At 69.3% G+C, this 22,843-nt stretch carries 23 protein-coding genes; 9 read left to right on the top strand and 14 right to left on the bottom strand.

The window, feature by feature from the left end:
• The first annotated feature begins 8 nt into the window (after nucleotides 1-8).
• Nucleotides 9-623: an arylesterase gene (locus QLQ86_RS11935; RefSeq protein WP_282817221.1), complete on the top strand. Its 615-nt coding sequence runs from the start codon at nucleotides 9-11 to the stop codon at nucleotides 621-623.
• Here QLQ86_RS11935 and QLQ86_RS11930 read toward each other — a convergent pair.
• Nucleotides 614-1,504 carry a DMT family transporter gene (locus QLQ86_RS11930; protein WP_282734894.1) on the bottom strand — a complete coding sequence of 297 codons (891 nt, stop codon included), beginning with the start codon at nucleotides 1,502-1,504 and terminating at the stop codon, nucleotides 614-616. The genes QLQ86_RS11935 and QLQ86_RS11930 overlap by 10 nt on opposite strands.
• An 11-nt stretch (nucleotides 1,505-1,515) precedes the next feature.
• Entirely contained in the window at nucleotides 1,516-1,785 is a 270-nt protein-coding gene (locus QLQ86_RS11925; protein WP_282817096.1) for a SelT/SelW/SelH family protein, read from the bottom strand.
• Nucleotides 1,786-1,840: 55 nt separating this feature from the next.
• Between QLQ86_RS11925 and QLQ86_RS11920 the strand changes: the two genes are divergently transcribed.
• From QLQ86_RS11920 to QLQ86_RS11900, 5 genes are all read left to right on the top strand, one after another.
• Nucleotides 1,841-3,154, top strand: a complete 1,314-nt coding sequence (locus tag QLQ86_RS11920; RefSeq protein ID WP_282817095.1) for an MFS transporter — start codon at nucleotides 1,841-1,843, stop codon at nucleotides 3,152-3,154.
• 115 nt (nucleotides 3,155-3,269) lie between these two features.
• Nucleotides 3,270-3,704 carry a PAS domain-containing protein gene (locus tag QLQ86_RS11915; protein ID WP_282734897.1) on the top strand — a complete coding sequence of 145 codons (435 nt, stop codon included), beginning with the start codon at nucleotides 3,270-3,272 and terminating at the stop codon, nucleotides 3,702-3,704.
• Nucleotides 3,705-3,891: 187 nt separating this feature from the next.
• Nucleotides 3,892-4,092, top strand: a complete 201-nt coding sequence (locus QLQ86_RS11910; protein ID WP_282734898.1) for a PA3496 family putative envelope integrity protein — start codon at nucleotides 3,892-3,894, stop codon at nucleotides 4,090-4,092.
• A gap of 89 nt (nucleotides 4,093-4,181) precedes the next feature.
• Complete coding sequence (gene ettA / locus QLQ86_RS11905; RefSeq protein WP_282734899.1) at nucleotides 4,182-5,843, top strand: energy-dependent translational throttle protein EttA; 1,662 nt, start codon at nucleotides 4,182-4,184, stop codon at nucleotides 5,841-5,843.
• Nucleotides 5,844-5,967: 124 nt separating this feature from the next.
• Nucleotides 5,968-7,311 carry a DUF2254 domain-containing protein gene (locus QLQ86_RS11900; protein WP_282817094.1) on the top strand — a complete coding sequence of 448 codons (1,344 nt, stop codon included), beginning with the start codon at nucleotides 5,968-5,970 and terminating at the stop codon, nucleotides 7,309-7,311.
• On the opposite strand, the gene lpxL is transcribed toward QLQ86_RS11900, so the two are convergent.
• From lpxL to QLQ86_RS11840, 12 genes are all read right to left on the bottom strand, one after another.
• Nucleotides 7,302-8,222 carry an LpxL/LpxP family Kdo(2)-lipid IV(A) lauroyl/palmitoleoyl acyltransferase gene (lpxL, locus tag QLQ86_RS11895; protein WP_282817093.1) on the bottom strand — a complete coding sequence of 307 codons (921 nt, stop codon included), beginning with the start codon at nucleotides 8,220-8,222 and terminating at the stop codon, nucleotides 7,302-7,304. The genes QLQ86_RS11900 and lpxL overlap by 10 nt on opposite strands.
• Before the next feature lie 22 nt (nucleotides 8,223-8,244).
• Nucleotides 8,245-9,348 carry an alanine racemase gene (gene alr / locus QLQ86_RS11890; protein WP_282817092.1) on the bottom strand — a complete coding sequence of 368 codons (1,104 nt, stop codon included), beginning with the start codon at nucleotides 9,346-9,348 and terminating at the stop codon, nucleotides 8,245-8,247.
• Nucleotides 9,349-9,543: 195 nt separating this feature from the next.
• The gene (gene rpoS, locus QLQ86_RS11885) at nucleotides 9,544-10,557 is read right to left on the bottom strand and encodes an RNA polymerase sigma factor RpoS (RefSeq protein WP_282734903.1); all 1,014 of its coding nucleotides are present in this window, start codon (nucleotides 10,555-10,557) and stop codon (nucleotides 9,544-9,546) included.
• Between the two features lie 121 nt (nucleotides 10,558-10,678).
• Nucleotides 10,679-11,881, bottom strand: coding sequence for a peptidoglycan DD-metalloendopeptidase family protein (locus tag QLQ86_RS11880; RefSeq protein WP_282817091.1), 1,203 nt, complete (start codon nucleotides 11,879-11,881; stop codon nucleotides 10,679-10,681).
• Complete coding sequence (locus QLQ86_RS11875) at nucleotides 11,874-12,848, bottom strand: DUF368 domain-containing protein (protein WP_282817220.1); 975 nt, start codon at nucleotides 12,846-12,848, stop codon at nucleotides 11,874-11,876. Before QLQ86_RS11875 ends, QLQ86_RS11880 begins: the two co-directional genes overlap by 8 nt.
• Before the next feature lie 10 nt (nucleotides 12,849-12,858).
• Entirely contained in the window at nucleotides 12,859-13,527 is a 669-nt protein-coding gene (locus tag QLQ86_RS11870) for a protein-L-isoaspartate(D-aspartate) O-methyltransferase (protein WP_282734905.1), read from the bottom strand.
• Entirely contained in the window at nucleotides 13,514-14,260 is a 747-nt protein-coding gene (gene surE, locus QLQ86_RS11865; protein WP_282734906.1) for a 5'/3'-nucleotidase SurE, read from the bottom strand. The genes QLQ86_RS11870 and surE overlap by 14 nt, the downstream gene beginning before the upstream one ends.
• Nucleotides 14,260-15,375, bottom strand: coding sequence for a tRNA pseudouridine(13) synthase TruD (gene truD / locus QLQ86_RS11860; protein WP_282817090.1), 1,116 nt, complete (start codon nucleotides 15,373-15,375; stop codon nucleotides 14,260-14,262). The genes surE and truD overlap by 1 nt, the downstream gene beginning before the upstream one ends.
• A complete protein-coding gene (ispF, locus tag QLQ86_RS11855) occupies nucleotides 15,368-15,862 on the bottom strand; it encodes a 2-C-methyl-D-erythritol 2,4-cyclodiphosphate synthase (protein ID WP_282817219.1) in 495 nt (164 codons plus the stop codon). The genes truD and ispF overlap by 8 nt, the downstream gene beginning before the upstream one ends.
• A 32-nt stretch (nucleotides 15,863-15,894) precedes the next feature.
• Nucleotides 15,895-16,650, bottom strand: a complete 756-nt coding sequence (gene ispD, locus QLQ86_RS11850) for a 2-C-methyl-D-erythritol 4-phosphate cytidylyltransferase (RefSeq protein ID WP_282817089.1) — start codon at nucleotides 16,648-16,650, stop codon at nucleotides 15,895-15,897.
• Entirely contained in the window at nucleotides 16,647-16,997 is a 351-nt protein-coding gene (gene ftsB, locus QLQ86_RS11845; RefSeq protein WP_282817088.1) for a cell division protein FtsB, read from the bottom strand. The genes ispD and ftsB overlap by 4 nt, the downstream gene beginning before the upstream one ends.
• 121 nt (nucleotides 16,998-17,118) lie before the next feature.
• Nucleotides 17,119-18,255, bottom strand: coding sequence for a GNAT family N-acetyltransferase (locus QLQ86_RS11840; RefSeq protein ID WP_282817087.1), 1,137 nt, complete (start codon nucleotides 18,253-18,255; stop codon nucleotides 17,119-17,121).
• Nucleotides 18,256-18,367: 112 nt separating this feature from the next.
• Between QLQ86_RS11840 and QLQ86_RS11835 the strand changes: the two genes are divergently transcribed.
• The 3 genes from QLQ86_RS11835 (at nucleotide 18,368) to glk (ending at nucleotide 22,843) form a co-directional block, all read left to right on the top strand.
• Nucleotides 18,368-19,762 (top strand): coniferyl aldehyde dehydrogenase, encoded by a 1,395-nt coding sequence (locus QLQ86_RS11835; protein ID WP_282817086.1) that lies wholly within the window; start codon nucleotides 18,368-18,370, stop codon nucleotides 19,760-19,762.
• A gap of 133 nt (nucleotides 19,763-19,895) precedes the next feature.
• Nucleotides 19,896-21,782, top strand: coding sequence for a phosphogluconate dehydratase (gene edd / locus QLQ86_RS11830; protein WP_282817085.1), 1,887 nt, complete (start codon nucleotides 19,896-19,898; stop codon nucleotides 21,780-21,782).
• Nucleotides 21,783-21,874: 92 nt separating this feature from the next.
• Nucleotides 21,875-22,843: a glucokinase gene (glk, locus tag QLQ86_RS11825; RefSeq protein WP_282817084.1), complete on the top strand. Its 969-nt coding sequence runs from the start codon at nucleotides 21,875-21,877 to the stop codon at nucleotides 22,841-22,843.

Genomic DNA, 22,843 nt, shown 5'->3' with positions numbered 1-22,843 from the left:
TCTTGTCGATGCTGTTGCTGGCCGGCGGGACGGCGCAGGCGGTCCCTCGACCGGTGCTGCTGATCATGGGTGACAGCCTGAGCTCCGCCTACGGCATCGAGCAGGAGGCCGGCTGGGTCAGTCTGCTGCAGGCGCGCCTGGACGGGAAGGCGCAGGTGGTCAACGCCAGCATCAGCGGCGAGACCTCCAGCGGCGCCGCTGCCCGCCTGCCCGACCTTCTCGGACAGCATGAACCCGATATCGTTGTGCTGGAGCTCGGCGGCAACGACGGCCTGCGCGGCCTGCCGCCGGGCCAGTTCGAGGCCAACATGACCGCCATGATCGAGGCCAGCCAGGCGGCGGATGCCGAGGTGCTGCTGCTCGGCATCGACATCCCGCCCAACTACGGCAGGGCCTACCGCGACGCCTTCACCGGGGTCTACACGCGGCTGGCCGACGACTTTGAGCTGCCGCTGGTGCCTTTCCTGCTCGAGGGCGTGGCCCTGGAGGACGACCTGATGCAGTCCGACGGCATCCATCCCACCGCGGCTGCCCAGCCGCGCATCCTGGAGAACGTCTGGCCACGACTCGCGCCACTGCTCGAGGCCAACGGTGCCGTCGTGGCGAAGACGGCTCAGGACTGAGCCACCGGCGCGGGGGTCTTCTGCCACTGCTGCAGCGCGAGGCCCCCGAGGATCAGCACGAGGCCCACCAGGGTGGAGGGCAGGATCGGCTCGCCGACCACCAGGAAGAGCAGCAGCAGCGACACCGGCGGCGAGAGGAAGATCAGGTTGGAGACCTTCGCCGTGCGCGAGACCCGATGGACGGCCAGTTGCCAGAGCACGAAGGCGATGCCCATCTCGAACAGCCCCACGTAGATGCCGGCCCCCAGCGCCGTCCAGCCGTGCCAGGCCATGCCCGGCCCGGCCAGCAGCAGCACGGTGAGCACCGGCACGCCGACGCTGAAGTTCTGCCACTGGGCCACCAGCGGCGGGCGAGGGTCGCGGGCGTTGAGCAGCCAGTAGAGCGCCCAGAGCAGCGTCGAGGCGAGTGCCAGGCCGACACCGAGCGGGTCGGCGAAGGCCACGTCGAACACTGCCCCGCGGGTGGCGATCACCCACACGCCGGCATAGGCGATCAGCCCCGCCAGCACGTCGATGCGGGTGAGCCGCTGGCCCAGCAGCGGCACCGCCAGGAAGGCCATCGCCAGCGCCCAGGTATAGTTGAGGGCCATGGCCTCCTGGCCCGGCAGGCGGTCATAGGCGCCGAACAGCACCAGGTAGTAGGCCACTGGATTCATCAGCCCCGCCCAGGCGGCGGTGCGCCAGCCGTGCCTGAACGCCTGTCGCAGCAGCCCCTGCCGCGCCACCAGCACGCCGATCAGCGCCCAGGAGACCAGCGAGGCCAGCCACATCAGCGCCAGCGGCGACATGTGGGCGAGCGCCACCTTGAAGGCGGTGGCCACCGTGGACCACAGCGCCACCGCCCCCAGCCCGAAGAGCATCGCCTGGCGATCACCGGTCATGGGCCTCGGGCTCACCGGTCGAGGTGTCCCAGGTCACGGCCGGGGGCGAGGCGGTCGCGCACCGCCTGCTTGAGGGCCTTGATGTCGGGGAAGCCGCCGTCGCGCTTGCGCTCCCAGAGCGACGCCTCGTCGCAGAGGATCTCAAAATGGCCGCCATGGGACGGCACCAGGGCCACCTCCTCCAGGTCCTCGCCGAAGGTGGAGAGCAGCTCCTGGGCGTACCAGGCGCTGCGCAGCAACCACTGGCACTGGGTACAGTAGTGGATTCGAATACGTGACATGAAACCTCGAGTGTCGCGACAATGGCCACCCGATGATACCAGCCAGGGAGTTCCGATGGCCGCCCCCGAGATCAGCCAGACCCGCCTCTTCGAGTGGCTCACCGGTGACGAGGACAGCCGGATGTGCCGGGACATCCCGGACGCGGCCTGCGACGAGCAGCCGCGCAATTTCTTCCTGCACCTGTTAGCGGCGCTGGGCAACAAGCTGGCCGACGAACTCTCCAGCGCCCGCCTGGTGCTGCCCTGGCTGCTGGGGGTGATCGGCGCCCCGCTGTGGATGGTCGGCCTCCTGGTGCCGATCCGCGAGTCTGGCGCCCTGCTGCCCCAGCTGTTCGTGGCCGGCTTCATCCGACTCAAGCCAGAGCGCAAGTGGGTCTGGGTGCTGGGCGGTACCCTGCAGGCCTTGGCCGCCGCCCTGCTGGCCCTGCTGGCCCTGTTCGGCAGCGGGGGCATCGGGGGTGGCCTGGTACTCGCCGTACTGGTGGCGCTGTCGCTGGCCCGCGGCCTGTCATCGATCGCCACCAAGGACGTGATGGGCAAGACCATCGCCAAGCAGCGCCGCGGCACCCTGATGGGCTGGAGCGGCAGCGTGGCCGGCGGCGTGACCCTGGCTGCGGGCGGAGTGCTGATGCTGTTCGGCGACCGCCCCGGGGAGCTGGCGTTGGCCGTACTGCTCGGGGCGGCGGCGCTGGGCTGGGCCGTCAATGCCCTGTGCGCGGCGCGCATCAAGGAGACCCCGGGGGCCGTGGAGGGCGGCGAGAATGCCTGGGACAGCATCAAGCTGGGGCTGCGCCTGCTGCGCGACGACCGCGCCTTCCTGCACTTCAACCTCTCCCGCGCCCTGCTGCTGGCCAGCGCCCTGGCCCTGCCCTATGTGGCGCTGCTCGGCCAGCAGCAGAGCGGGGCCGAACTCGGCGGCCTGGGGGTGCTGATCGTGGTCTCCGGCCTGGCCGGCATGCTGGCGAGCCCGGTATGGGGCAAGCGCGCCGATGCCTCGAGCCGCCGGGTGATGCGCGACGGTGGCCTGGGCACCGCGGCCGGCTGCCTGCTAGGGGCGGCCTTCGCCTGGCTGCCCGGCGCCTGGAGCGAAACCGTCTGGCCCTATGCGCTGGTCTATGCGCTGCTGGTGATCGTCCACGCCGGCGTTCGCCTGGGCCGCAAGACCTACATCGTCGACATGGCCGGCGCCGACCGGCGCGCCCTCTATGTGGCGCTCTCCAACACCCTCACCGGCGTGCTCATGCTGGTCGTGGGCGGCCTCGTCGGCCTGCTGGCCCAGTGGCTCGGCAGTGCCGGGCTGCTGGCAGCCCTCGCCCTGATGGGCCTCGGCGCGGCCGTCAGCGCCCAGCGCCTGCCCGAGGTGGAATGACCCACCGGCACGCCGGCGCGTTGAAATCCCGACGCCGGCTGGCCATGATGAGGGCAATATCCCGCTCCTTGCCGCCATGCGCTGCGCCAAGGGCACCGCGACAGGAACCCCCTGCATGAAACGATCCCCCCTGATCAGCCCGGAACTGCTGGAACGCATCATCGATGCCTCTGAGGACGGCATCGTGGTCGCCGAGCAGGAGGGCGACGAGAACATCCTGATCTACGTCAACCAGGGCTTCGAGCGCCTGACCGGCTACAGCGCCGACGAGATCCTCTACCAGGACTGCCGCTTCCTGCAGAACGAGGACCGCGACCAGCCGGGGCTCGATACCATCCGCAAGGCCCTGAAGGCGGGTCGTCCCTGCCGCGAGGTACTGCGCAACTATCGCAAGGACGGCACCCTGTTCTACAACGAGCTCTCCATTACTCCCGTCTACGACGAGGACGACCACCTCACCTACTATGTCGGGGTGCAGAAGGATGTCACCGAGCGGGTCGAGGCACAGTTGGAGCTCGAGCGGCTCAAGGCCGAACACGGCCTGACCTGAGACGCCGTGACGCGGCGGCGAAAAAAGTCTCCCCAGGGGCTTGTCCTCGGCGTTCCTTGAAGCTATATAGCCAGCAGGCAACGGGCGTTGCCTGCTGGCGCTTCAGGTTCCGCACCCGGGACGGGAAGCGATCGAATGATCCGCCGGACCTTGCAGCGTTCGGCCCCGGGCCATGGGAGGACGTCGCATGAGCCATGAACCCCTTCTCGACACCGACGACGATGATCAGGACTACCTGGAAGCGGTCAACGACGACTACGGTCGCGTCCGCCCCAGCAGTCGTGCCGATACCCTGAGGGCCCGCCGACGCGTGGAGGCTCTCATCGAGGAGCGTCGCCTGCGACGCGCCATCGAGGACGACTGGGCCCTCGAGGAAGAGGAAGAGTAACCCCTGCCCGTCTCCCGGGGATGCTGGCCTTTGGCGTCCCCGGGCTCTATCATCGTGGCCACTGACATCCCCCAACGAAGTGGCTTTCCATGGCGCAATACGTCTACACCATGAACCGGGTGGGCAAGGTCGTGCCCCCCAAGAAGCAGATCCTCAAGGACATCTCCCTGTCCTTCTTCCCCGGCGCCAAGATCGGCGTGCTGGGCCTCAATGGCGCGGGCAAGTCGACCCTGCTGCGCATCATGGCCGGCGTCGACACCGAGTTCGAGGGCGAGGCCCGTCCCATGCCGGGCATCAATGTCGGCTACCTGCCCCAGGAACCCCAGCTCGACGATGACAAGAACGTCCGCGAGACCGTGGAAGAGGCCCTGGGCGAGATCAAGGAGGCACAGGAGAAGCTCGACGCCGTCTATGCCGCCTATGCCGAGCCGGACGCCGACTTCGATGCCCTGGCCGCCGAGCAGGCACGCCTGGAGAACATCATCGAGGCCTCCGACGCCCACAATCTGGACCGCAAGCTGGAAGTGGCCGCCGAGGCCCTGCGCCTGCCGCCCTGGGAGGCCCGCGTGGGCCACCTCTCCGGCGGCGAGCGGCGCCGCGTGGCGCTCTGCCGCCTGCTGCTCTCCAGCCCCGACATGCTGCTGCTCGACGAGCCCACCAACCACCTGGACGCCGAGTCCGTGGCCTGGCTGGAGCGCTTCCTGCATGACTACAGCGGCACCGTGGTGGCCATCACACACGACCGCTACTTCCTCGACAACGTGGCTGGCTGGATCCTCGAGCTCGACCGCGGCCAGGGCATCCCCTTCGAGGGCAACTACTCGGGCTGGCTGGAGGCCAAGGAGAAGCGCCTCGAGCAGGAGGCCAAGCAGGAGGCCTCGAAGAACAAGGCGATCAAGCACGAGCTGGAGTGGGTGCGCAGCAACGCCAAGGGCCGCCAGGCCAAGAGCAAGGCGCGCCTCAACCGCTTCGAGGAGATGCAGTCCGGTGACTTCCAGAAGCGCAACGAGACCAACGAGATCTACATTCCGCCCGGCCCACGCCTGGGTGACAAGGTCATCGAGTTCCACGACGTGGCCAAGGCCTTCGATGACAAGCTGCTCTACGAGGACCTGACCTTCACCGTGCCCAAGGGCGCCATCGTCGGCATCGTCGGCGGCAATGGCGCGGGCAAGTCGACGCTGTTCAAGCTGATTACCGGCAAGGAACAGCCCGATGCCGGTGAGGTGGTGGTCGGCGAGACCGTCGATATCGCATACGTCGAGCAGCTGCGCGACGCCCTGGACGACAAGCAGACGGTGTGGGAGGCGGTCTCCGACGGCCAGGACATCCTCAACATCAACGGCTACGAGGTCTCCTCGCGGGCCTACGTGGGGCGTTTCAACTTCAAGGGCAACGACCAGCAGAAACGCCTGAACGAGCTCTCCGGCGGCGAGCGCGGTCGCCTGCAGCTGGCCCAGACCCTCAAGCAGGGCGCCAACGTGCTCTTGCTCGACGAGCCATCCAACGACCTGGACATCGAGACCCTGCGCGCCCTCGAGGAGGCCCTGCTGGCCTTCCCCGGCTGTGCCCTGGTGATCTCCCACGACCGCTGGTTCCTCGACCGCATCGCCACCCATATCCTGGCGTTCGAGGGCGACTCCCACGTGGAATTCTTCGAGGGCAACTACACCGAGTACGAGGCGGACCACAAGAAGCGCGTCGGTGACGACACCCCGCACCGCATGAAGTACAAGCGTATTGACGCCTGATGGCTCGCAGGCCATGCTGATGTATTAGCCCCGTCTGTTGTCTTTACAGGCGGGGCTTTTGCTTGCTGGTTGGTGTTATCCACTCTGTCCACCCTCGCTGGCGTCGCCTTGCAAGGATGTCTCGATGATCGCTCTGCTCCACTACCCGCTGCAGGTCACCAAGGCGTTTCGCCAGAGTATCGCCTACCTGCCCAGCCTGCTGGCGTTGGCCTATTTCCTGGTGGGATTGCTTGCAGTGGTGCCGCACGAAGGATTCATTTCGATGCCCGGCTGGCTCGACTTCGTGCGCTTCAACGACAAAGACACCTTGCGCACGCTGCTCTCGACGCTGATCGCCGGCATGATATCGCTGGTGGTGTTCAGCTTCTCGATGGTGATGTCGGTGCTATCCCAGGCCGGTGGCCAGTTTTCCCACAAGCTGGTCTTCGGCCTGGTGACCGAGCGCCACCATCAATGGGTGCTGGGCAACTATCTGGGTACCATCCTGTTCATCCTTATGCTCCTGATGGTGCCGGAAAACGGCGGCTCTCCCGGCACATGGCGCTCGCTTGCCGCCTATCTGGGAGTGGCCATGGTCATCCACTGCCTGGGCCTGTTCGTCTACTTCATACATAAGGCCTCCCAGACGGTTCAGGTCAACTCGGTGGTCGCCGGCCTGCATCTGGCCACGAGCCGTTCACTGGCCAGCCTGAAGCATCGTCAGCAATCGCCTCGCTACATGCGGATGGCCGACAGGATACCTGCGGCGGCAGCCGCGTCGTGTCACCGTTTCGAGATTCGCTCACGCCAGACCGGATTCATCCAGAACGCCAACTTTGCCGAGCTCGCCAAGCTTGCCGCCAGCTTCGATGGGGTGATTCATCTGAATTTCTCCCCGGGAGACTTCACCCTGGCCGACTTTCCGCTGCTGTACGTCGATGCGCCTGCCGAACCCGACCGCGCCTGTGCTGACGAGGTGCTGGCACATCTGCTGTATGGCGAAGGCGAATCGATCGAGGACATCCACGTGCACGGCCTGACGCAGCTGATGGAAATGGCGGTCAAGGCGCTGTCGCCCGGGATCAACGACCCGGGCACCGCCCGCCTGTGCATCAATCAGCTGACCGACCTGCTGCGGCGTCGGCTAGAATTCGCCCCCTGCAACGCCATGGTGGATCAGCACAACCGGGTACGCGTCACCTGGCCGGTGGAAAGCTTCGAGAGCCTGATCTATCGGGTATACACGCCGATCCTGCATTACGGGCAGGACGATGTGACCATCGGCCTGAGCCTGCTGAAGTCCGTGAAGAGCCTTTCGCTGTATGCACAGGACTCGGACTGGCGACTGTTGCAGGCCTATGCCGACCGAATCATCGGCACCCTGGCCGACGCCGCCGACCATCGCCTGGACCGGGACTTCATCAGCGCGCGCCTGAACAGCGGCGAGCATCGCCTCGAGCTTCCTGACTACCTCGACTATCACGAGTAGAGTCTCGGCTCGCCTTTGGGCCGGGTCTTGAAGCGCCGGTGCAGCCAGAGGTACTGCTCCGGGTGACGACGGATCGCCGCTTCGATCACCGCGTTGATGCGGGTGGCATCGGCCACCTCGTCGCCGCTGGGGAAGTTCTCCAGCGGTGGCAGGTACTCCAAGGTATAGGTGCGGTCGTCGGGGTTGCGGTGGAAGATCAGCGGGATCACCGGGGCGCCGGTCATGCGCGCGATGCGCGAGGTCATCTTGACCGTGGCCGCCGGGATACCGAAGAAGGGGGCGAAGACGCTGGCATCGCGGCCGAAGTCCTGGTCCGGGGAGTACCAGACGCCGTGGCCGGCCTTGATGCGACGCACCACGCCGCGCAGATCGTGACGGTCGAGGACCGCATCGAAGTAGGGTGCCCGAGCGCGACTCATGAAGCGGTCGAAGAGCGGGTTGTCATGGGGGCGCTGCACGGCGTCGGCGCGGAAGTAGAGCGAGTGCAGCGCGGCCCCCAGGTCCAGGGTCGAGAAGTGCACCCCGAGGATCAGCGCCCCCCTCCCCTCGGCCTGCAACCGGGCCCGGTGCTCCTGCCCCAGGAAGGTGACGCGGTGACGCAGGTGCTCGGGATCACGACACCAGCCGGTGGCCGTCTCGACGATGCCGATGCCGTTGGCGACGAAGGTCTCACGCACCAGCCGCGCCTGCTGCGCCTGATCGAGTTCCGGGAAGCAGAGGCCGATATTGGTCTCGGTGATATGGCGACGACGCCCGGCGAGGCGCCAGGCGGCAAGGCCGATCGCCCGGCCGACCCACAGCTTCAGCCGCCAGGGCAGCCAGGCCACGACATGCATGGCCCCGATGGCCAGCCAGGTGGGCCAGTAACGCGGATGGGCGAAGGAGCTCTGGGGGGTATCGTCCCTGGACATGTGGCTTCCCATGGTGCGGTGGTCAGTGCGCGCCATGATAGCGCCTGGGCACCCTCGGCAGCACCCCGGTGAGCAGGGTGTAGCTGATGGTGTCACAATGGCGGGCCACCTCGTCCACCGACAGGAGCACGCCGTTCGCGGCGCGCCCCCAGAGCACCACCTCGCTGCCGATGCCCGCCTCGGGAATGTCGGTGATGTCCACCGTCAGCATGTCCATGGAGACCTTGCCGGCGATGGCCGTGCGTTGACCGTCGACCAGCACCGGGGTGCCGTCGACCGCATGCCGGTCATAGCCATCGCCGTAGCCGCAGGCGACCACGCCGATCCGCGAGGGGCGTGGCGCCTTCCAGCGCCCGGCATAGCCCACCGGCTCACCCGCCGCGAGCTCGCGCACGGCGATGATCGCGGAACGCAGGGTCATCACCGGCGCCAGCCGACGGCTCGCCTCGTTGGAGGCCTCCAGCGGGTCGCTGCCGTAGAGCATCACCCCCGGGCGGTTCCAGGCGCCGTGCGCCTCGGGCCAGGCGAGGGTGGCGGGCGAGTTGGCGAGGCAGGTGGGCGCCTCGAGCCGTATCGCCAGGTCGTCGAGCAGCTCGAGCTGGCGCCGGAAGTAGCCGGTCTCCAGGGCATCGGCGCTGGCGAAGTGGCTCATCAGGTGCAGGTCGCAGGCGTGGTCGGGCGCCGCCGCGAGACGCGCCCAGACCTTCTCGGCCCGTTCCGGCGGGAAGCCCAGGCGGTGCATGCCCGAGTCTACCTTGACCCACACCGGGATGGGGCGCGCGGGGCGATAGGCGAGCAGCGCCTCCAACTGCCAGTCGGCGTGTACCGCGATCCACAGCCCCAGCGCCTCGACCCGCTCGAGCTCGGCGGCCTCGAAGATGCCCTCGAGCAGCACGATCGGCGCCGTGATGCCCCCCTCGCGCAGGGTCTGCGCCTCCTCGAGGCAGGCCACGGCAAAGGCCGGCGCCAGGTCCTCGAGCGCCCGGGCGCAGGCCACGGCACCATGGCCGTAGGCATCGGCCTTGATCACGGCGACGGCGCGGCTGTGGGGGGCCTGGTCACGGGCCAGGCAATAGTTGTGACGCAGGGCGTCGAGGTCGATGTCGGCGATCAGCGGCCGGGCCATGGTCGGGGTCCTCGAGCGGCGATGGGGAACGCCACGATTATCCCCCAAAGGCCAGCCGATTTCACGGCATCACCAACTGGCAAGCGTGCCTGAGGCAGGATAAACATCAGATAAAGGGGCGTGATGACGGTTCGATCATCTGCCCATCATGAAGAAGAGGGACGACGGTGCCGGAGAGGCCTCCGGCACGCGACGTCACTCGAAGATGGCATCCAGCGAGAGGCCCTGCTTGTCGAGCATGCGGCGCAGCTTCTTGAGCGCCTCTACCTGGATCTGGCGAACCCGCTCGCGCGTCAGGCCGATCTCCTCACCGACCTGCTCGAGGGTCGCGGCCTCATGGCCGCGCAGACCAAAGCGGCGCACCACCACCTCCATCTGCTTCTCGGTGAGCTCGGCCAGCCACTCGTCGACATGCTGGCGCACGTCGCCGTCCACCAGGGTGGATTCCGGGCCCTGGTCATTGTCGTCGGCCAGGGTCTCGATCAGCGGCTTGTCGCTCTCGCTGCCCATCGGGTAGTCGACGGAGGAAACCCGCTCGTTGAGGCCCATCATCTTCTTGACGGTCTCCACCGGCTTGTCGAGGTAGTCGGCGACCTCCTCGGCCGTGGCCTCGTGATCCAGCTTCTGGGTCAGCTCGCGGGCCGCCCGCAGGTAGATGTTGAGTTCCTTGACCACATGGATCGGCAGCCGGATGGTGCGGGTCTGGTTCATCAGCGCCCGCTCGATGGTCTGGCGAATCCACCAGGTGGCGTAGGTGGAGAAGCGGAAGCCGCGCTCGGGGTCGAACTTCTCCACCGCGCGGATCAGGCCCAGGTTGCCCTCCTCGATCAGGTCGAGCAGGGTGAGGCCACGGTTGAGATAGCGCCGGGCGATCTTCACCACCAGGCGCAGGTTCGACTCGATCATCCGCGAGCGGCCCAGCGGGTCACCCTTGCGCGCCAGGCGGCCGTAGAAGACCTCTTCCTCCGGCGTCAGCAGCGGCGAGAAACCGATCTCGTTGAGGTAGATCTGGGTGGCATCGAGACTGTGACGGTGATGCCGATCCTCGCGGCTCAGCGCCTTCTCGAAGGCTTCCTCATCGCCGACCACCGCCTCCTCGTCCTCGATGTCCTCCCGCTCCAGCTCATCCTCGGTCTCGACAGCGTCCTCATCCGCCTCGTCGGCGGATACCAGATTCACATCCTGAAGGTCCCGTTCAAGCATGCTCATCGATTGCTACCCCATGGTTGCGACAGGGCGTCGTGGGTCCATGGCCGGACGATCGACGCGCGAAGTTATTATTGTGCGGCACCCCGTCCATCCCGCATCCGATGCTGGCCGACCGTCAGGGTCAGCGGGCAGGCAGGAACTCGAGGGGATCCTGAGGCTGGCCGTCCTTGCGCACCTCGAAATGCAGCCTGACGTCCTCGGCATCGCTGTCGCCCATGGTGGCGATGACCTCACCGGCCTCGACCACATCGTTCTCCTTGACGTTCAGGGTGTCGTTGTGAGCATAGGCACTCAGGAACTGGTCGTTGTGCTTGAGCAGGATCAGGTTGCCATAGCCCCTGACGCCACTGCCCGCGTAGACCACGATTCCCGGGCCGGCTGCCTTGACAGGTTGCCCCTTTTGACCCGCGATATCAATGCCGGCGGTGACGGTTCCCCCCTCGCCGAACTGGCCGACCACGTCGCCCTCGACCGGCCACTGCCAGGGCACCTCGTCCACCGGGGTATAGCTGCGCCCGGCGCGCTGCTCGGACGCCGGTTCACCGGCAACCGAGGTCCCGGCATCGGTGCCGCCGTCGTCCGTCTCAGACGATGCCCGGTCCACCTGGGCCGCCTCGTCCTCGGCCGTGGCGTCGGGCGCGTCGCTCGGTTCGGGGCCGCTCTGTGCCGCCGCCGTGCCGGTGGCCTGCTGTTCCTCCGCATTTTCTTCTTCCGCGCGCGAGGCCAGCTCACGCCGTTCGGCCAGGTCGCGCTCGCTCAGGGTACCGTCCGCTCCCGGGCTGTCGTAGCTGTAGACCGGTCCAGGCCCCTGGTCGGCGCCCGAGACGGCATCGGCGCTCTCCATGGCCGCCTGAGTGGGCCCCTGCGGCGAGTCGCCCGCCGCCTGCCGCTCGGCCGAGAGTCGACGGTTGCGCTCGATGGCACTCTCGTCGGGCATCAGCCAGTCGAGTTCCTCATCGCTCACGGACGCCTCGCCGCCGAGGCCGGTGGCCACGACCCCACGGCCGCCGGACGCGTTCTCGTCGCCGTCCTGGCTGGAGGCCGAGGTGGCGCTGCCCTCGCCGCCCAGCACCAGCCGCTGACCGGGCTCGATGCGGTAGGGGGGGCCGATGCGGTTGAGGCGGGCCAGGTCGCGGTAGTCCATGTCATGGCGCCAGGCGATGCCGTAGAGCGTATCGCCGGCCTCCACCGTGTACTCGCCGGGCGTCGCGTCAGCCCGGCTGGCCGACAGGTCGCGGACCTGGACCGGCCCACTCTCGCCCTGCTGCGCGGCGCAGCCGGCCAGCGCCAGGGCCAGGCCGGAAATCAGAAATACCTTATGCATCGGAGCCTTCCTCCTTGTCAGCACCTTGTCGGGAACCGGGTTTCACCGGCCGATTGGCCCAGCCGATCAGCAGCACCAGGGCCGCGCCGGCCATCATCAGGGCCACCACCGCCGGCAGCCGGGCAGGGTCGCCGGTCAGCTCGGCGAAGTCGGCCGGGGTCAGGTAACGGTAGTCGAGGGGGATCATCTGGCCCTCGGAACCCAGCTGGTAGCGTACCAGTTCGCGCCACGGCCAGAGTACCGGCAGCGAGCCGATGATGAAGCCGACCAGCAGCTGCAGGGTCGCGGTGTGATGGTGGCGCAGCAGCCAGGAGAGCAGCCGCGAGAAGCCGAACAGGCCGATCAGGCAGCCCACCCCGAACAGCCCGATCAACCCCAGGTCGAAGCCGCGAATGCCCTGCATCACCGTGCCGTAGAGGCCCATGGTCAGCAGCAGGAAGCTGCCCGACACGCCGGGCAGCAGCAGGGCACTGATGGCGATGGCCCCGCCCACCACCAGCACCAGGTCGGGGTTGCCGAGCTGGGTGACCAGCGGCATCAGCGACGGCAGGCCATGGGCGAGCAGCAGGCCACCGGCGAGCGGCAGCATGTGCCACCATTTCCAGTCGGCCGGATGGCGGCTGACGACCACCGCCGACGCGGCCACCAGGCCAAAGAAGAAGCCGTTGAGCAGCTGGGGGAAATCGTCCATCAGCCAGACGACGAGGTGGGCCACGCTGACCAGGCTGATGGCGATACCAGCCAGCAGCGGCAGCACGAAGGCCAGGTTGAGATGTACCGCCAGCAGCGGAAGGCCGCCGCGCCGCCAGGCGACGAAGGCGCTGGGGCCGAACTGCTTGATGCTGTGGATCAGCTCCTCGTAGATGCCGGTGACGAAGGCAATGGTGCCGCCGGACACGCCGGGCACCGCATCGGCGGCCCCCATGCCGGCGCCCCTGAGAAAGATACCGAGATGACGCTTCAACAGCGGACTCCTTTCAACGAATGACGCCTTCCAGCAGCGGTACGAACCGCACTGCCTCAAGCCGCTGTGTCTCGAAGCCGTCCGCGCTGCGGCGCACACGGGTCAGCCATTGCCGGCCATCCGGCTCGGCCAGCGGCGTGATCAACACGGCCCCTTCGCCGAGCTGGGCGAGCAGCGGCGCGGGCAACTCGCTGGCACAGGCGGTCAGCAGGATGACATCGAAGGGCGCCTCCTCCGGCCAGCCATGTCCCCCGTCGGCGAGGCGCAGCCGGGTATTGTGGACCTCGAGCAGACGCAGGCGACCGCCGGCACGGCGATGCAGGGCATTGATCCGTTCCACCGACCAGAGTTCCTTCACCAGGCGCGACAGCACCAGGGTCTGGTAGCCGGAACCGGTGCCGACCTCCAGCACCCGGGACGGCGCTTCCTGGATCACCAGCTCGGTCATCCGCGCCACCATCCACGGCTGGGAGAGGGTCTGGCCATGGCCGATGGGCAACGAGGTGTCCTCGTAGGCACGATGCGCCAGGGCCTCGTCGAGGAAGAGATGACGCGGCTCGCGGGCCATCACCTCCAGGACCCGTCGGTCGCGGATCCCCAGGTCGGCCAGGCGGCCGACCATGCGATCCCGGGTACGCTGCGATGTCATGCCGACACCGCGCAGCAGATCAGGTGAGTGCATCCAGCCAGTCCTGCACGTCGTCGCGCGCTGCATGCCGGGTCAGGTCGGTCTGCAGCGGCGTGATGGAAACATAGCCCGCCTCGACGGCGGCGAAGTCGGTGTCCGGACCATCGTCGGCATTCTCGCCCACGGCGGCGATCCAGTAGCGCAGCCGGCCCCGTGGATCCCGGACCTCCAGGGGGCGGGCCGCCGGGCCGCGATAGCCCAACCGGGTGACCCGAAAGCCCTGGATCTCGCTCCATGGCCGGTCCGGCACGTTGACATTGAGCAGGCTGCGCGGCGGCAGCGAGAGCTGGTCGGCCGCACCGACCAGGCTAGCCGCCACCCGTCCGGCGGTCTCGAAGTGGCGCGAGCCGACCAGCGACATGGCGATGGCCGCCATGCCCAGGTTGCGCCCCTCCATGGCGGCGGCCACGGTGCCGGAGTAGAGCACGTCGTCGCCGAGGTTACCACCGTGGTTGATCCCCGAGATCACGAGGTCCGGCCGTTCGTCCCAGACGCCGTTGACCCCCAGGTAGACGCAGTCCGCGGGGGTACCGTCGACGCTGTAGAAGCCGTTGTCGAGCGATGAGAGCGCCAGCGGTCGGGTCAGCGTGAGGGAGTTGCTGGCCCCGCTCTTGTCGCGATCCGGCGCGACCACCCGTAGCCGCGCATGGGGCAGCAGGGCATCGTGGAGGGCACGCAGCCCCGGGGCATGCACCCCGTCGTCATTGGAGAGCAGCAGTCGACGCATCACAGGCTCCTGTCGGAGGGCGGGGCCCCCAGGGTGGGATGAGAGATCAGTTCCCGCAGCACGGCGGTGGCGAAGGCGCCCCGCGGCAGGCTGAAGGCCAGCCAGCGCTCGCCGTCGCCGCGCGTCAGCCGCGCCTCGCCCAGGCGCAGCCGCAAGGCCCGGCGGGCCAGGCGGACACCGGCACGCTCGAGCCCGCCGCACAGGCCTGGATAGCGCGCGACCAGGGCGGCCTCGTGGGCTCTGGCCTCGCCGGCGGCACGCGACTCGCCGACACCCCACAGCACCCCGGCGGGATGCAGGTCGAGGCGTCGGGCCCGTTCGGACAGCTCGGCGAGCTCGGCGGCATCGTCGGGCGCAACGCCGAACTGGCTGGCGCTGCCGTCGAGCATCACCACCTCGCCGGGCAGCGGCGTCGCCCAGCTCTGGTCGCGGACCCGGGCGGCCAGCAGCTCGTTGAACAGGAAGCTGCGGGCCGCCGAGAGCAGCATGCCCTCGCGGTCATCACGCTTGCGCCAGCCGCGGGCCAGCATGGCCCGGGCGCGCTGCAGGTTGCGGCCGTCCGCGCCGAAGCGCTGGGGGCCGACATAGTTGGCGACCCCCGCGTCGCAGAGGCGCTGCCAGCGCGCCTCGAGCGCCGGGTCGGCCACCGCCGCCCCGGTGATCCGCAGGCGGAAGCGGTTGGCCCGGTGCACGCCGCGCTTGAGCTTGCGCGGATGGCGGGCCTGGTCGAGCACCCGGATGCCCCGTTCGGCGAGTCGCGCCGCGAGCCCCTCGGGGGCCTCGCGGCCGGGCAGCTGCACGGAGAGCCATTGGCGGGTCACGGCGACCCGGTCCTTCATGCCCGCATAGCCGACCACCCGCGGCGACACCTCGCAGAGCCGGGCCAGGTCGCGGGCGACCATGGCGGTGGTCAGGTCGCGCTTCTCGATGAACAGCCAGAGGTGCTCGCCCTCCCCCGCCGGGGCGAAGTCGAGGACCTCCTCGACGCGGAAGTCCTCGGGGACGGCGCGGTAGTCTCCGGGCGGCGGCGCACCGAACTCGCCCTCCAGCACTCGCGGCCAGGTCGGCGGCCAGTCGATGGCATCCTCGACACCGGATGAAGCGACCTCACTCACCGGCCATCTCCCCGTCGCGAGGGACCAACAGTGCCACCGCCTCGGCGGCGATGCCCTCGCCGCGGCCGGTGAAACCGAGCCGTTCGGTGGTGGTGGCCTTGACGTTGACCGCCCCCCGGGAAAGGCCGAGGTCCGCGGCGATATGCCCGGCCATGGCGCCGATATGCGGCGCCATCTTCGGCGCCTGGGCGATCAGCGTGGCGTCTAGGTTGCCGACCCGGTAGCCCGCCCCGCCCACCAACCCAGCGACATGGCGCAGCAGGGCGCGGCTGTCGGCGCCGGCCCAGGCCGGGTCGGTGTCGGGAAAGTGGCGGCCGATGTCGCCCAGCGCACAGGCCCCCAGCAGGGCGTCGCAGACCGCATGCAGCAGCACGTCGCCGTCGGAGTGGGCGACGAAGCCGCGGTCGAAGGGGATGGCGACACCGCCGACCATCAGGTGGTCGCCCGCGCCGAAGCGGTGGACATCGAAGCCGTGGCCGATTCGCATCATGCGTTTTTCATGCTCCCTTCATGCTCCCTTCATGCTCCCTTCGTCCCGCGCGGGGACGCCTCGGGGTGGGTCGCCGAGGGCGCCGGGGCGGCCAGTGCCTGGGCTGCCAGCACCAGTTCGGCCAGGGCCAGGTCCTCGGGATGGGTGATCTTGAGGTTGTCGCGACGTCCGCTGACCAGCCGCGGCGAGAGGCCGGCCGCCTCCACCGCCGAGGCCTCGTCGGTGACGGCCACACCCCGCGCCAGCGCATCATTCAGGGCGCGGCGCAGCAGGCCGTGGCGGAAGCCCTGGGGGGTATAGGCGTGCCAGAGCCCCTCGCGGGACTCGGTGGCCCGCACCCGCCCGGCGCCGTCGTCGCGCTTCATGGTATCGGCCACCGGGGCCGCCAGCAGCCCACCCACGGGGTCGTCGGCGATCGCGGCCAGCAGCCGCGACAGGTCGTCGACGGTGACGCAGGGCCTGGCCACGTCGTGGACCAGCACCAGGTCGTCCTCCGCGGCGTCCGGGGCGATGGTCTCCAGGGCGTTGACCACCGAGTCGACCCGCTCGACCCCGCCCGGCGCCCGCCGCCAGTCGTCGAAGGGCACCCAGGCCGGGTCGAAGTGGCCATCGTCGGCGTCCAGGCAGAGGCAGAGCCGGGCCTCGGGGAAGGCCTCGTGTAGGCGCGCCAGGGTGCGGGCCAGCACCGGCCGTCCGGCCAGCTGCAGGTACTGCTTGGGGCGGTCGGCGCCCATGCGCCGACCCTGCCCCGCGGCAGGCACCACCAGCCACAGGCGGCCGCTCACTGGCCTCCCTCCACGCCGGGTGCCGGCGCTCCCAGCAGGCCGGCATTGACCTCGAGGCCGGTGGTCTCCACCGCAACACCGGGCACCCAGAAGAACTGCTCGTCGCTGCGCACCATGCCGATGTCGCTGCGGGCCCGCTCCTCGATGGCGTCGAGGCCGGTCTTGAGGTCCACCACCTCGGCGGCCAGGCGGGCATTGCGGTCGCGCAGCGGCTGGTTCTCCTCCTCCAGCACGGCCACGCGCTGGCGCACCTCGGCGAGCTCGCGCATGCCGCCCTCGCCGAGCCACAGCCGGTACTGCAGCAGCGCGAGCAGGATGATGAGCACGATGGCCAGCCACTTCAGCATGCAGGGAGTCCGTCTCGAGGTGGTCGATGGCGGGCATTATGCCAGTTTCGCCGCCCGCCGGCAGGGCCTCGACGGCAATGGCTCAAGCACCAGGCGGCGATCCGGGGACGGCGCCCCTCCGTCAGCCCTCCCGGAAGGGCAGCGTCGCCTGGGCCGCCCGGCAGTAGGCCTCGACATGGGCCCGCTCCTCGGCACAGAAGCGCGCCACGGCGTCGCGCAGGCGCGGGTCGGCGACATGGTGCAGCGAAGTGAGCCGCTGCGGGGCGAAGCCGCGGGAGAGCTTGTGCTCGCCCTGGGTCCCGGGATCGAAGAGGGTGAGCCCGCGTGCCAGGCAGTGCTCGATGCCCTGGTAGTAGCAGGCCTCGAAGTGCAGGCAGTCGGCCAGCACCTCGCTGCCCCAGTAGCGCCCGTAGAGGGTGCGCGTGCCCTGCAGGCAGAGCGCGGCGGCCACCGGGGTGCCCTCGCGGCGGGCCTGGATCAGCAGCAGCGCCTCGGGCAGGGTGCGGCGCAGGCGCTCGAAGAAGTCGAGGCCGAGGTAGCCGTGGCGGCCGCGCTCCAGGTAGGTGATCTCGTAGCAGCGGAAGAAGTGGGCCATCGCCGCCGCGTCGATGGCCTCGCCCTCCAGGCGATGCAGGGTCAGGCCCTGGTCGGCCACCAGGCGCCGCTCGCGGCGGATCGCCTTGCGCCGCTTTGCGGTCAGGGCGGCCAGGAAGCCCTCGAAGTCGCCGTAGCCGCGATCGCGCCACTGGAACTGCACGCCCTGGCGTGCCAGCAGGGACGGGCAGGCCGCCTGCCAGGCCTCGACCTCGGCCGGCTCGGCGAACAGCAGGTGCCAGCTCGACAGCTCGCTGTCTTCCCAGGCCCGGGCCAGCACCCGGCGGGCGGGCAGGGGGTCGAGGTGCGGCGCCAGGGCCAGGCGCGGCCCGGGTGCCGGGGTGAAGGGGATCGCCGAGAGCCCCTTGGGGTAGTAGTCGCCCCCGGCGCGCTCCCAGGCCTCGGCCCAGCCCCAGTCGAAGACGTATTCACCGAAGGAGTGGTGCTTGTGGTAGTGCGGCATGACGCCGACCAGCGCCTCGCCCTGCCAGAGGGTCAGGTGGCGCGGCACCCAGCCGGTGGCGGGGCTCGCCGCCCCGCTGGCCTCCAGGGCATGCAGGAACTCGTAGCGCAGGAAGGGATGGTCGTCGCCGACCAGCGCATTCCACCGTGCGGCCGGCACCGCCTCGATGGCGGACACTTCGCTCAGGACCAACTCCGACATGGGAACTCCCGGAGTAAAGAGGGGACGGCAGCTGACAAGCCGTTGGCAGAAGGCCTACATTGTGCCCAGTACCCGAGCCCCCTTCCATCCTCATCGACACACGGAGACGTGCATGACCGACGCCCGCGCCCTGCAGGCGCGCCTGGACCAGCAGCGCCACGCCTTCGCCACCGACCCCTTCCCTTCGGCGGCGACCCGTCGCGACCGCCTCGCCCGCCTGGCGAGCATGACCCGTCACCATCGCGACGAGATCAGCCAGGCGATCCGCCAGGACTTCGGCCACCGCCCCGAGGCCGAGACGCGTCTGGCGGAGGTCGTCCCGCTGCTGATGGCCATCCGCCACACCCGCCGCCACCTTAAGCGCTGGATGTCGCCCCGCCGTGCCGCCGTGCCCTGGCGGCTGCTGCCGGGCCGGGCGCGCATCCACCGCCAGCCGCTGGGGGTCGTGGGCATCATCGCACCATCCAACTATCCCTGGAGCCTGGCGCTGATGCCGGCGGTGGATGCCCTGGCCGCCGGCAACCGGGTGATGATCAAGCCCAGCGAACAGACCCCCACCACCAGCGCCCTGTTGGCCCGTCTGGTCGAGCGCTACTTCGCGCCCGACGAACTGTGCGTGGTCACCGGCGATGCCGATATCGGCCGGGCCTTCACCGCCCTGCCCTTCGATCACCTGCTGTTCACCGGGAGTGCCCGGGTCGGCCGCGAGGTGGCCCGGGCCGCGGCCGACCATCTCACTCCCGTCACCCTGGAGCTCGGGGGCAAGGCCCCGGCCATCGTCGCCGATGATGCCGACCTGGCGCATGCCGCCCGGCGCATCGCCTTCGGCAAGTGGCTCAACGCCGGCCGGACCTGCATCGCCCCGGACCATGTGCTGATCGATGCGGCACGGCTGCCGGCCTTCATCGAGGCGATCCGCGAGGTGGTCAAGACCTTCTATCCGCAGGGCACCGCCAGCGACGACTATTCGGCGGTGCCCGGCGACGCCTCCCGCACCCGCCTCGAGGGCCTGCTCGACGAGGCCCGCGACCATGGCTGCCGGGTGATCGAGCTCGGCGAGCGCCTGGAACTCAGCCACGGCGCCAAGCTGCCGCCCACCCTGGTGGTCGACCCCACCGCGAACCTGGCGATCATGCAGGAGGAGGTCTTCGGCCCCTGGCTGCCGGTGATCGGGGTGCGCGACTTCGACGCCGCCCTGGCCCGGGTCGCCGAGGGGCCACGCCCCCTGGCGCTCTACGCCTTCACCGACGACCCGGCCCGCCGTCGCCGCCTGCTGGAGCAGACTCGCTCGGGCGGCATGGTCTTCAACGACACCCTGTGGCACTACGTGGTGCCCGCCCTGCCCTTCGGTGGGATCGGCGAGAGCGGCATGGGGGCCTATCAGGGCGAGACCGGCTTCCTGCGCTTCAGTCACCAGCGCAGCGTCTTCCGCCAGGCACGCCATAATGCCGTGGGGCTGCTCGATCCGCCCTGGCGCCGCTGGTGGCTGCGCCTGCTGGGCCTGTGAGCCGGTCTATCAACCACAAAAATAGCGGTAATAAAACTACAAAAATTGCCGATTACCGGGTAGCATGACCGGATAACCGGACGCTTTATTGGTAAGTTTACAAGACAACCGACACTCGATTCCGAGGTGACCCATGGCCAGCACGACCCCCGCCCTCAACCCCACCGTCGCCGACGTCACCCGCCGCATCCGCCAGCGCTCCGCCGAACGCCGCGCCCTCTACGAGAGTCGCATGGCCGACCAGCACCGCCGCGGCGTGCACCGGGGCGAGCTCTCCTGCGGCAACCTGGCCCACGGCTTCGCGGCCTGCGGCGAGACGGACAAGAATTCGCTGAAGCTGATGAATTCGGCCAACCTCGGCATCATCTCCGCCTACAACGACATGCTCTCGGCCCACCAGCCGCTGGAGACCTTCCCCGAGACCATCAAGGCCGCCGCCCGTGCCATGGGCTCCACCGCCCAGTTCGCCGGCGGCGTGCCGGCCATGTGTGACGGCGTCACCCAGGGCCAGCCGGGCATGGAGCTGTCGCTGTTCTCCCGCGACGTCATCGCCATGGCCACCGCCGTGGGTCTCTCCCACAACATGTTCGACGCCGCGCTCTACCTTGGCGTGTGCGACAAGATCGTCCCGGGGCTGTTCATCGCCGCGGCCCGCTTCGGCCACCTGCCGGCCATGTTCGTGCCGGCAGGCCCGATGCCCAGCGGCCTGCCCAACAAGGAGAAGGCGCGCATCCGCCAGCTCTTCGCCGAGGGCAAGGCGAGCCGCGAGGACCTGCTCGAGGCCGAGTCGGCGTCCTACCACAGCCCGGGCACCTGCACCTTCTACGGCACCGCCAACTCCAACCAGCTGATGATAGAGATGATGGGCCTGCACCTGCCGGGCACCTCCTTCGTCAACCCCGGCACCGAGATGCGCGAGGCGCTGACCCGCTACGCCACCGAGCAGGCGGTCCGCAACACCGAGCCCGGCGGCGACTACCGCCCCTTCTACAAGCAGATCGACGAGCGCGCCATCGTCAACGCCATCGTCGGCCTGCTCGCCTCCGGTGGCTCCACCAACCACACCCTGCACCTGGTGGCCATGGCCGCTGCCGCCGGCCTGACCATCACCTGGGAGGACTTTACCGACCTCTCCGCGGTGACGCCGAGCCTGATGCAGGTCTATCCCAACGGCCAGGCCGACATCAACCACTTCCAGGCCGCCGGCGGGATGAGCTACCTGTTCCGCGAGCTGCTCGGCGCCGGCCTGATCCACGGCGATATCCCCACGGTGTTCGGCACCAACCTGACCGCCTACACCCAAGAACCCTTCCTGGAGGAGGGCAAGCTGACGTGGCGCGAAGGGCCCGAGAAGAGCCTCGACGAGGACGTGCTGCGCGGCGTGAAGGAACCCTTCGCGCCTACCGGCGGGCTCACCGTGGTCGACGGCAACCTGGGCCGCGGGGTGATCAAGGTCTCGGCGGTGAAGCCCGAGCACCGCGTGGTCGAGGCGCCGATCCGCATCTTCGAGGACCAGAACGACCTCAAGGGCGCCTTCGAGGCCGGCGACCTGGACCGCGACGTGATCGCCGTGGTGCGCTTCCAGGGCCCCAAGGCCAACGGCATGCCGGAGCTGCACAAGCTGACCCCCTACCTCGGCGTGCTGCAGGACCGGGGCTACAAGGTGGCGCTGGTCACCGACGGTCGCATGTCCGGCGCCTCCGGCAAGGTGCCGGCGGCCATCCACATCAGCCCCGAGGCGCTGGACGGGGGCCCGCTGGCAAAGCTCAAGAATGGCGATATCGTGCGCCTGGACGCCGACAGCGGCAGCCTCGAGGTCAAGATCGACGCCCATGAATGGGCCGAGCGCGAGCTGCGGGTCGGCGATCTTGACCACTACCACGTGGGGCTGGGGCGCGAGCTGTTCGGCGGCTTCCGCCACCTGGCCATGCGCGGCGAGGAGGGGGCCGGGGTGTTCGGCGGCTTCGAGGCCGACGACCTGGCGCGCCAGGAGGGCCAGATCCACGACGAGGACGCCTGAATGACGCGCCCTGCCCTGATCGGTGGAACCCTCGAGAGCGGTGGCGCCCACGGTGCCGCCCTTACCGCCGCGGCCTGTCCGGAGGCATGCCCATGACGCGCCCTGCCCTGATCGGAGATATCGGTGGCACCAATGCGCGCTTCGCACTGGTGACCCCGGACACCTTCGCGCCCCGCGACATCCTGAGCCTGCCCTGTGCCGACTACCCGGGCCTGGTGGAAGCGGTGCGCGACTACCTCGACCGGGTCGGGCTGACCGGCGACGCCGCCCCCCGCGAGGCCTGCCTGGCCTTCGCCTGCCCGATCCGCGGCGATCGGGTGAGCATGACCAACAACCACTGGACCTTCTCCCGGGAGGAAGTCCAGCAGGAGCTGGGACTCAGCCTCTTCAAGGCCATCAACGACTTCACCGCCCAGGCGCTGGGCGTTCCCCATGTGGCCGACAGCGACCTGGTGGACGTGCAGCGCGGCGAGGCGGTCCCCCACGCTGCCCGGCTGGTGATCGGCCCAGGGACCGGGCTGGGCGTGGCGGGACTCTTTCCCGGGCGACACGCCTGGATCCCGCTGGCCACCGAGGGCGGCCACGTGACCTTCGCGCCCACCGACGAACGCGAGCAGAACCTGCTGCGGCACTTCCGCAACCGCTACGGCCGCGTCTCGGTGGAGCGCATCCTCTGTGGCCAGGGGCTGCTCGACCTCTACCTGGCCCACTGCTCGCTGAAGGGCGCCCCGCCCCGCCATGCCACCCCGGCCGAGGTCACCCGGGCGGCGGCGGGCGGCGACGGGGTGGCCCGTGATACCCTGCTGCGATTCCTGAAGATCCTCGGCGACGTCTGCGGCGATGCCGCCCTGACCATGGGAGCTCGCGGCGGGGTCGCCCTGTGCGGCGGCATCCTCCCGCGATTGCTGGAGTGGCTGCCCGAGAGCCGCTTCCTCGAGGCCTTCACCGCCAAGGGCCGCATGAGTGCCTATACCGGGGCCATCCCGGTCCAGGTGATCACCGCGCCCTGGACGGGCCTGCTGGGCGCCGCCGAGGCCCTGCACAACGAAGAGGTCGAATAA

Source organism: Halomonas rhizosphaerae (genome assembly GCF_030012485.1).
In the GTDB taxonomy this organism is placed as follows: Bacteria; Pseudomonadota; Gammaproteobacteria; order Pseudomonadales; family Halomonadaceae; genus Halomonas; species Halomonas rhizosphaerae.
This window is presented reverse-complemented; position numbering and strand designations above follow the sequence as displayed.

Coding starts and splice junctions, on each gene's coding strand:
- QLQ86_RS11930 (WP_282734894.1), bottom strand. CDS start 1,504: ATGACCGGTGATCGCCAGGCGATGCTCTTCGGGCTGGGGGCGGTGGCG.
- alr (WP_282817092.1), bottom strand. CDS start 9,348: ATGGCCCGGCCGCTGATCGCCGACATCGACCTCGACGCCCTGCGTCAC.
- QLQ86_RS11835 (WP_282817086.1), top strand. CDS start 18,368: ATGACCGACGCCCGCGCCCTGCAGGCGCGCCTGGACCAGCAGCGCCAC.
- glk (WP_282817084.1), top strand. CDS start 21,875: ATGACGCGCCCTGCCCTGATCGGAGATATCGGTGGCACCAATGCGCGC.
- QLQ86_RS11840 (WP_282817087.1), bottom strand. CDS start 18,255: ATGTCGGAGTTGGTCCTGAGCGAAGTGTCCGCCATCGAGGCGGTGCCG.
- QLQ86_RS11900 (WP_282817094.1), top strand. CDS start 5,968: ATGATCGCTCTGCTCCACTACCCGCTGCAGGTCACCAAGGCGTTTCGC.
- QLQ86_RS11925 (WP_282817096.1), bottom strand. CDS start 1,785: ATGTCACGTATTCGAATCCACTACTGTACCCAGTGCCAGTGGTTGCTG.
- QLQ86_RS11920 (WP_282817095.1), top strand. CDS start 1,841: ATGGCCGCCCCCGAGATCAGCCAGACCCGCCTCTTCGAGTGGCTCACC.
- QLQ86_RS11880 (WP_282817091.1), bottom strand. CDS start 11,881: ATGCATAAGGTATTTCTGATTTCCGGCCTGGCCCTGGCGCTGGCCGGC.
- ispF (WP_282817219.1), bottom strand. CDS start 15,862: ATGCGAATCGGCCACGGCTTCGATGTCCACCGCTTCGGCGCGGGCGAC.
- QLQ86_RS11915 (WP_282734897.1), top strand. CDS start 3,270: ATGAAACGATCCCCCCTGATCAGCCCGGAACTGCTGGAACGCATCATC.
- edd (WP_282817085.1), top strand. CDS start 19,896: ATGGCCAGCACGACCCCCGCCCTCAACCCCACCGTCGCCGACGTCACC.
- rpoS (WP_282734903.1), bottom strand. CDS start 10,557: ATGAGCATGCTTGAACGGGACCTTCAGGATGTGAATCTGGTATCCGCC.
- QLQ86_RS11935 (WP_282817221.1), top strand. CDS start 9: ATGCTGTTGCTGGCCGGCGGGACGGCGCAGGCGGTCCCTCGACCGGTG.
- ettA (WP_282734899.1), top strand. CDS start 4,182: ATGGCGCAATACGTCTACACCATGAACCGGGTGGGCAAGGTCGTGCCC.
- QLQ86_RS11870 (WP_282734905.1), bottom strand. CDS start 13,527: ATGCACTCACCTGATCTGCTGCGCGGTGTCGGCATGACATCGCAGCGT.
- lpxL (WP_282817093.1), bottom strand. CDS start 8,222: ATGTCCAGGGACGATACCCCCCAGAGCTCCTTCGCCCATCCGCGTTAC.
- QLQ86_RS11910 (WP_282734898.1), top strand. CDS start 3,892: ATGAGCCATGAACCCCTTCTCGACACCGACGACGATGATCAGGACTAC.
- ftsB (WP_282817088.1), bottom strand. CDS start 16,997: ATGCTGAAGTGGCTGGCCATCGTGCTCATCATCCTGCTCGCGCTGCTG.
- surE (WP_282734906.1), bottom strand. CDS start 14,260: ATGCGTCGACTGCTGCTCTCCAATGACGACGGGGTGCATGCCCCGGGG.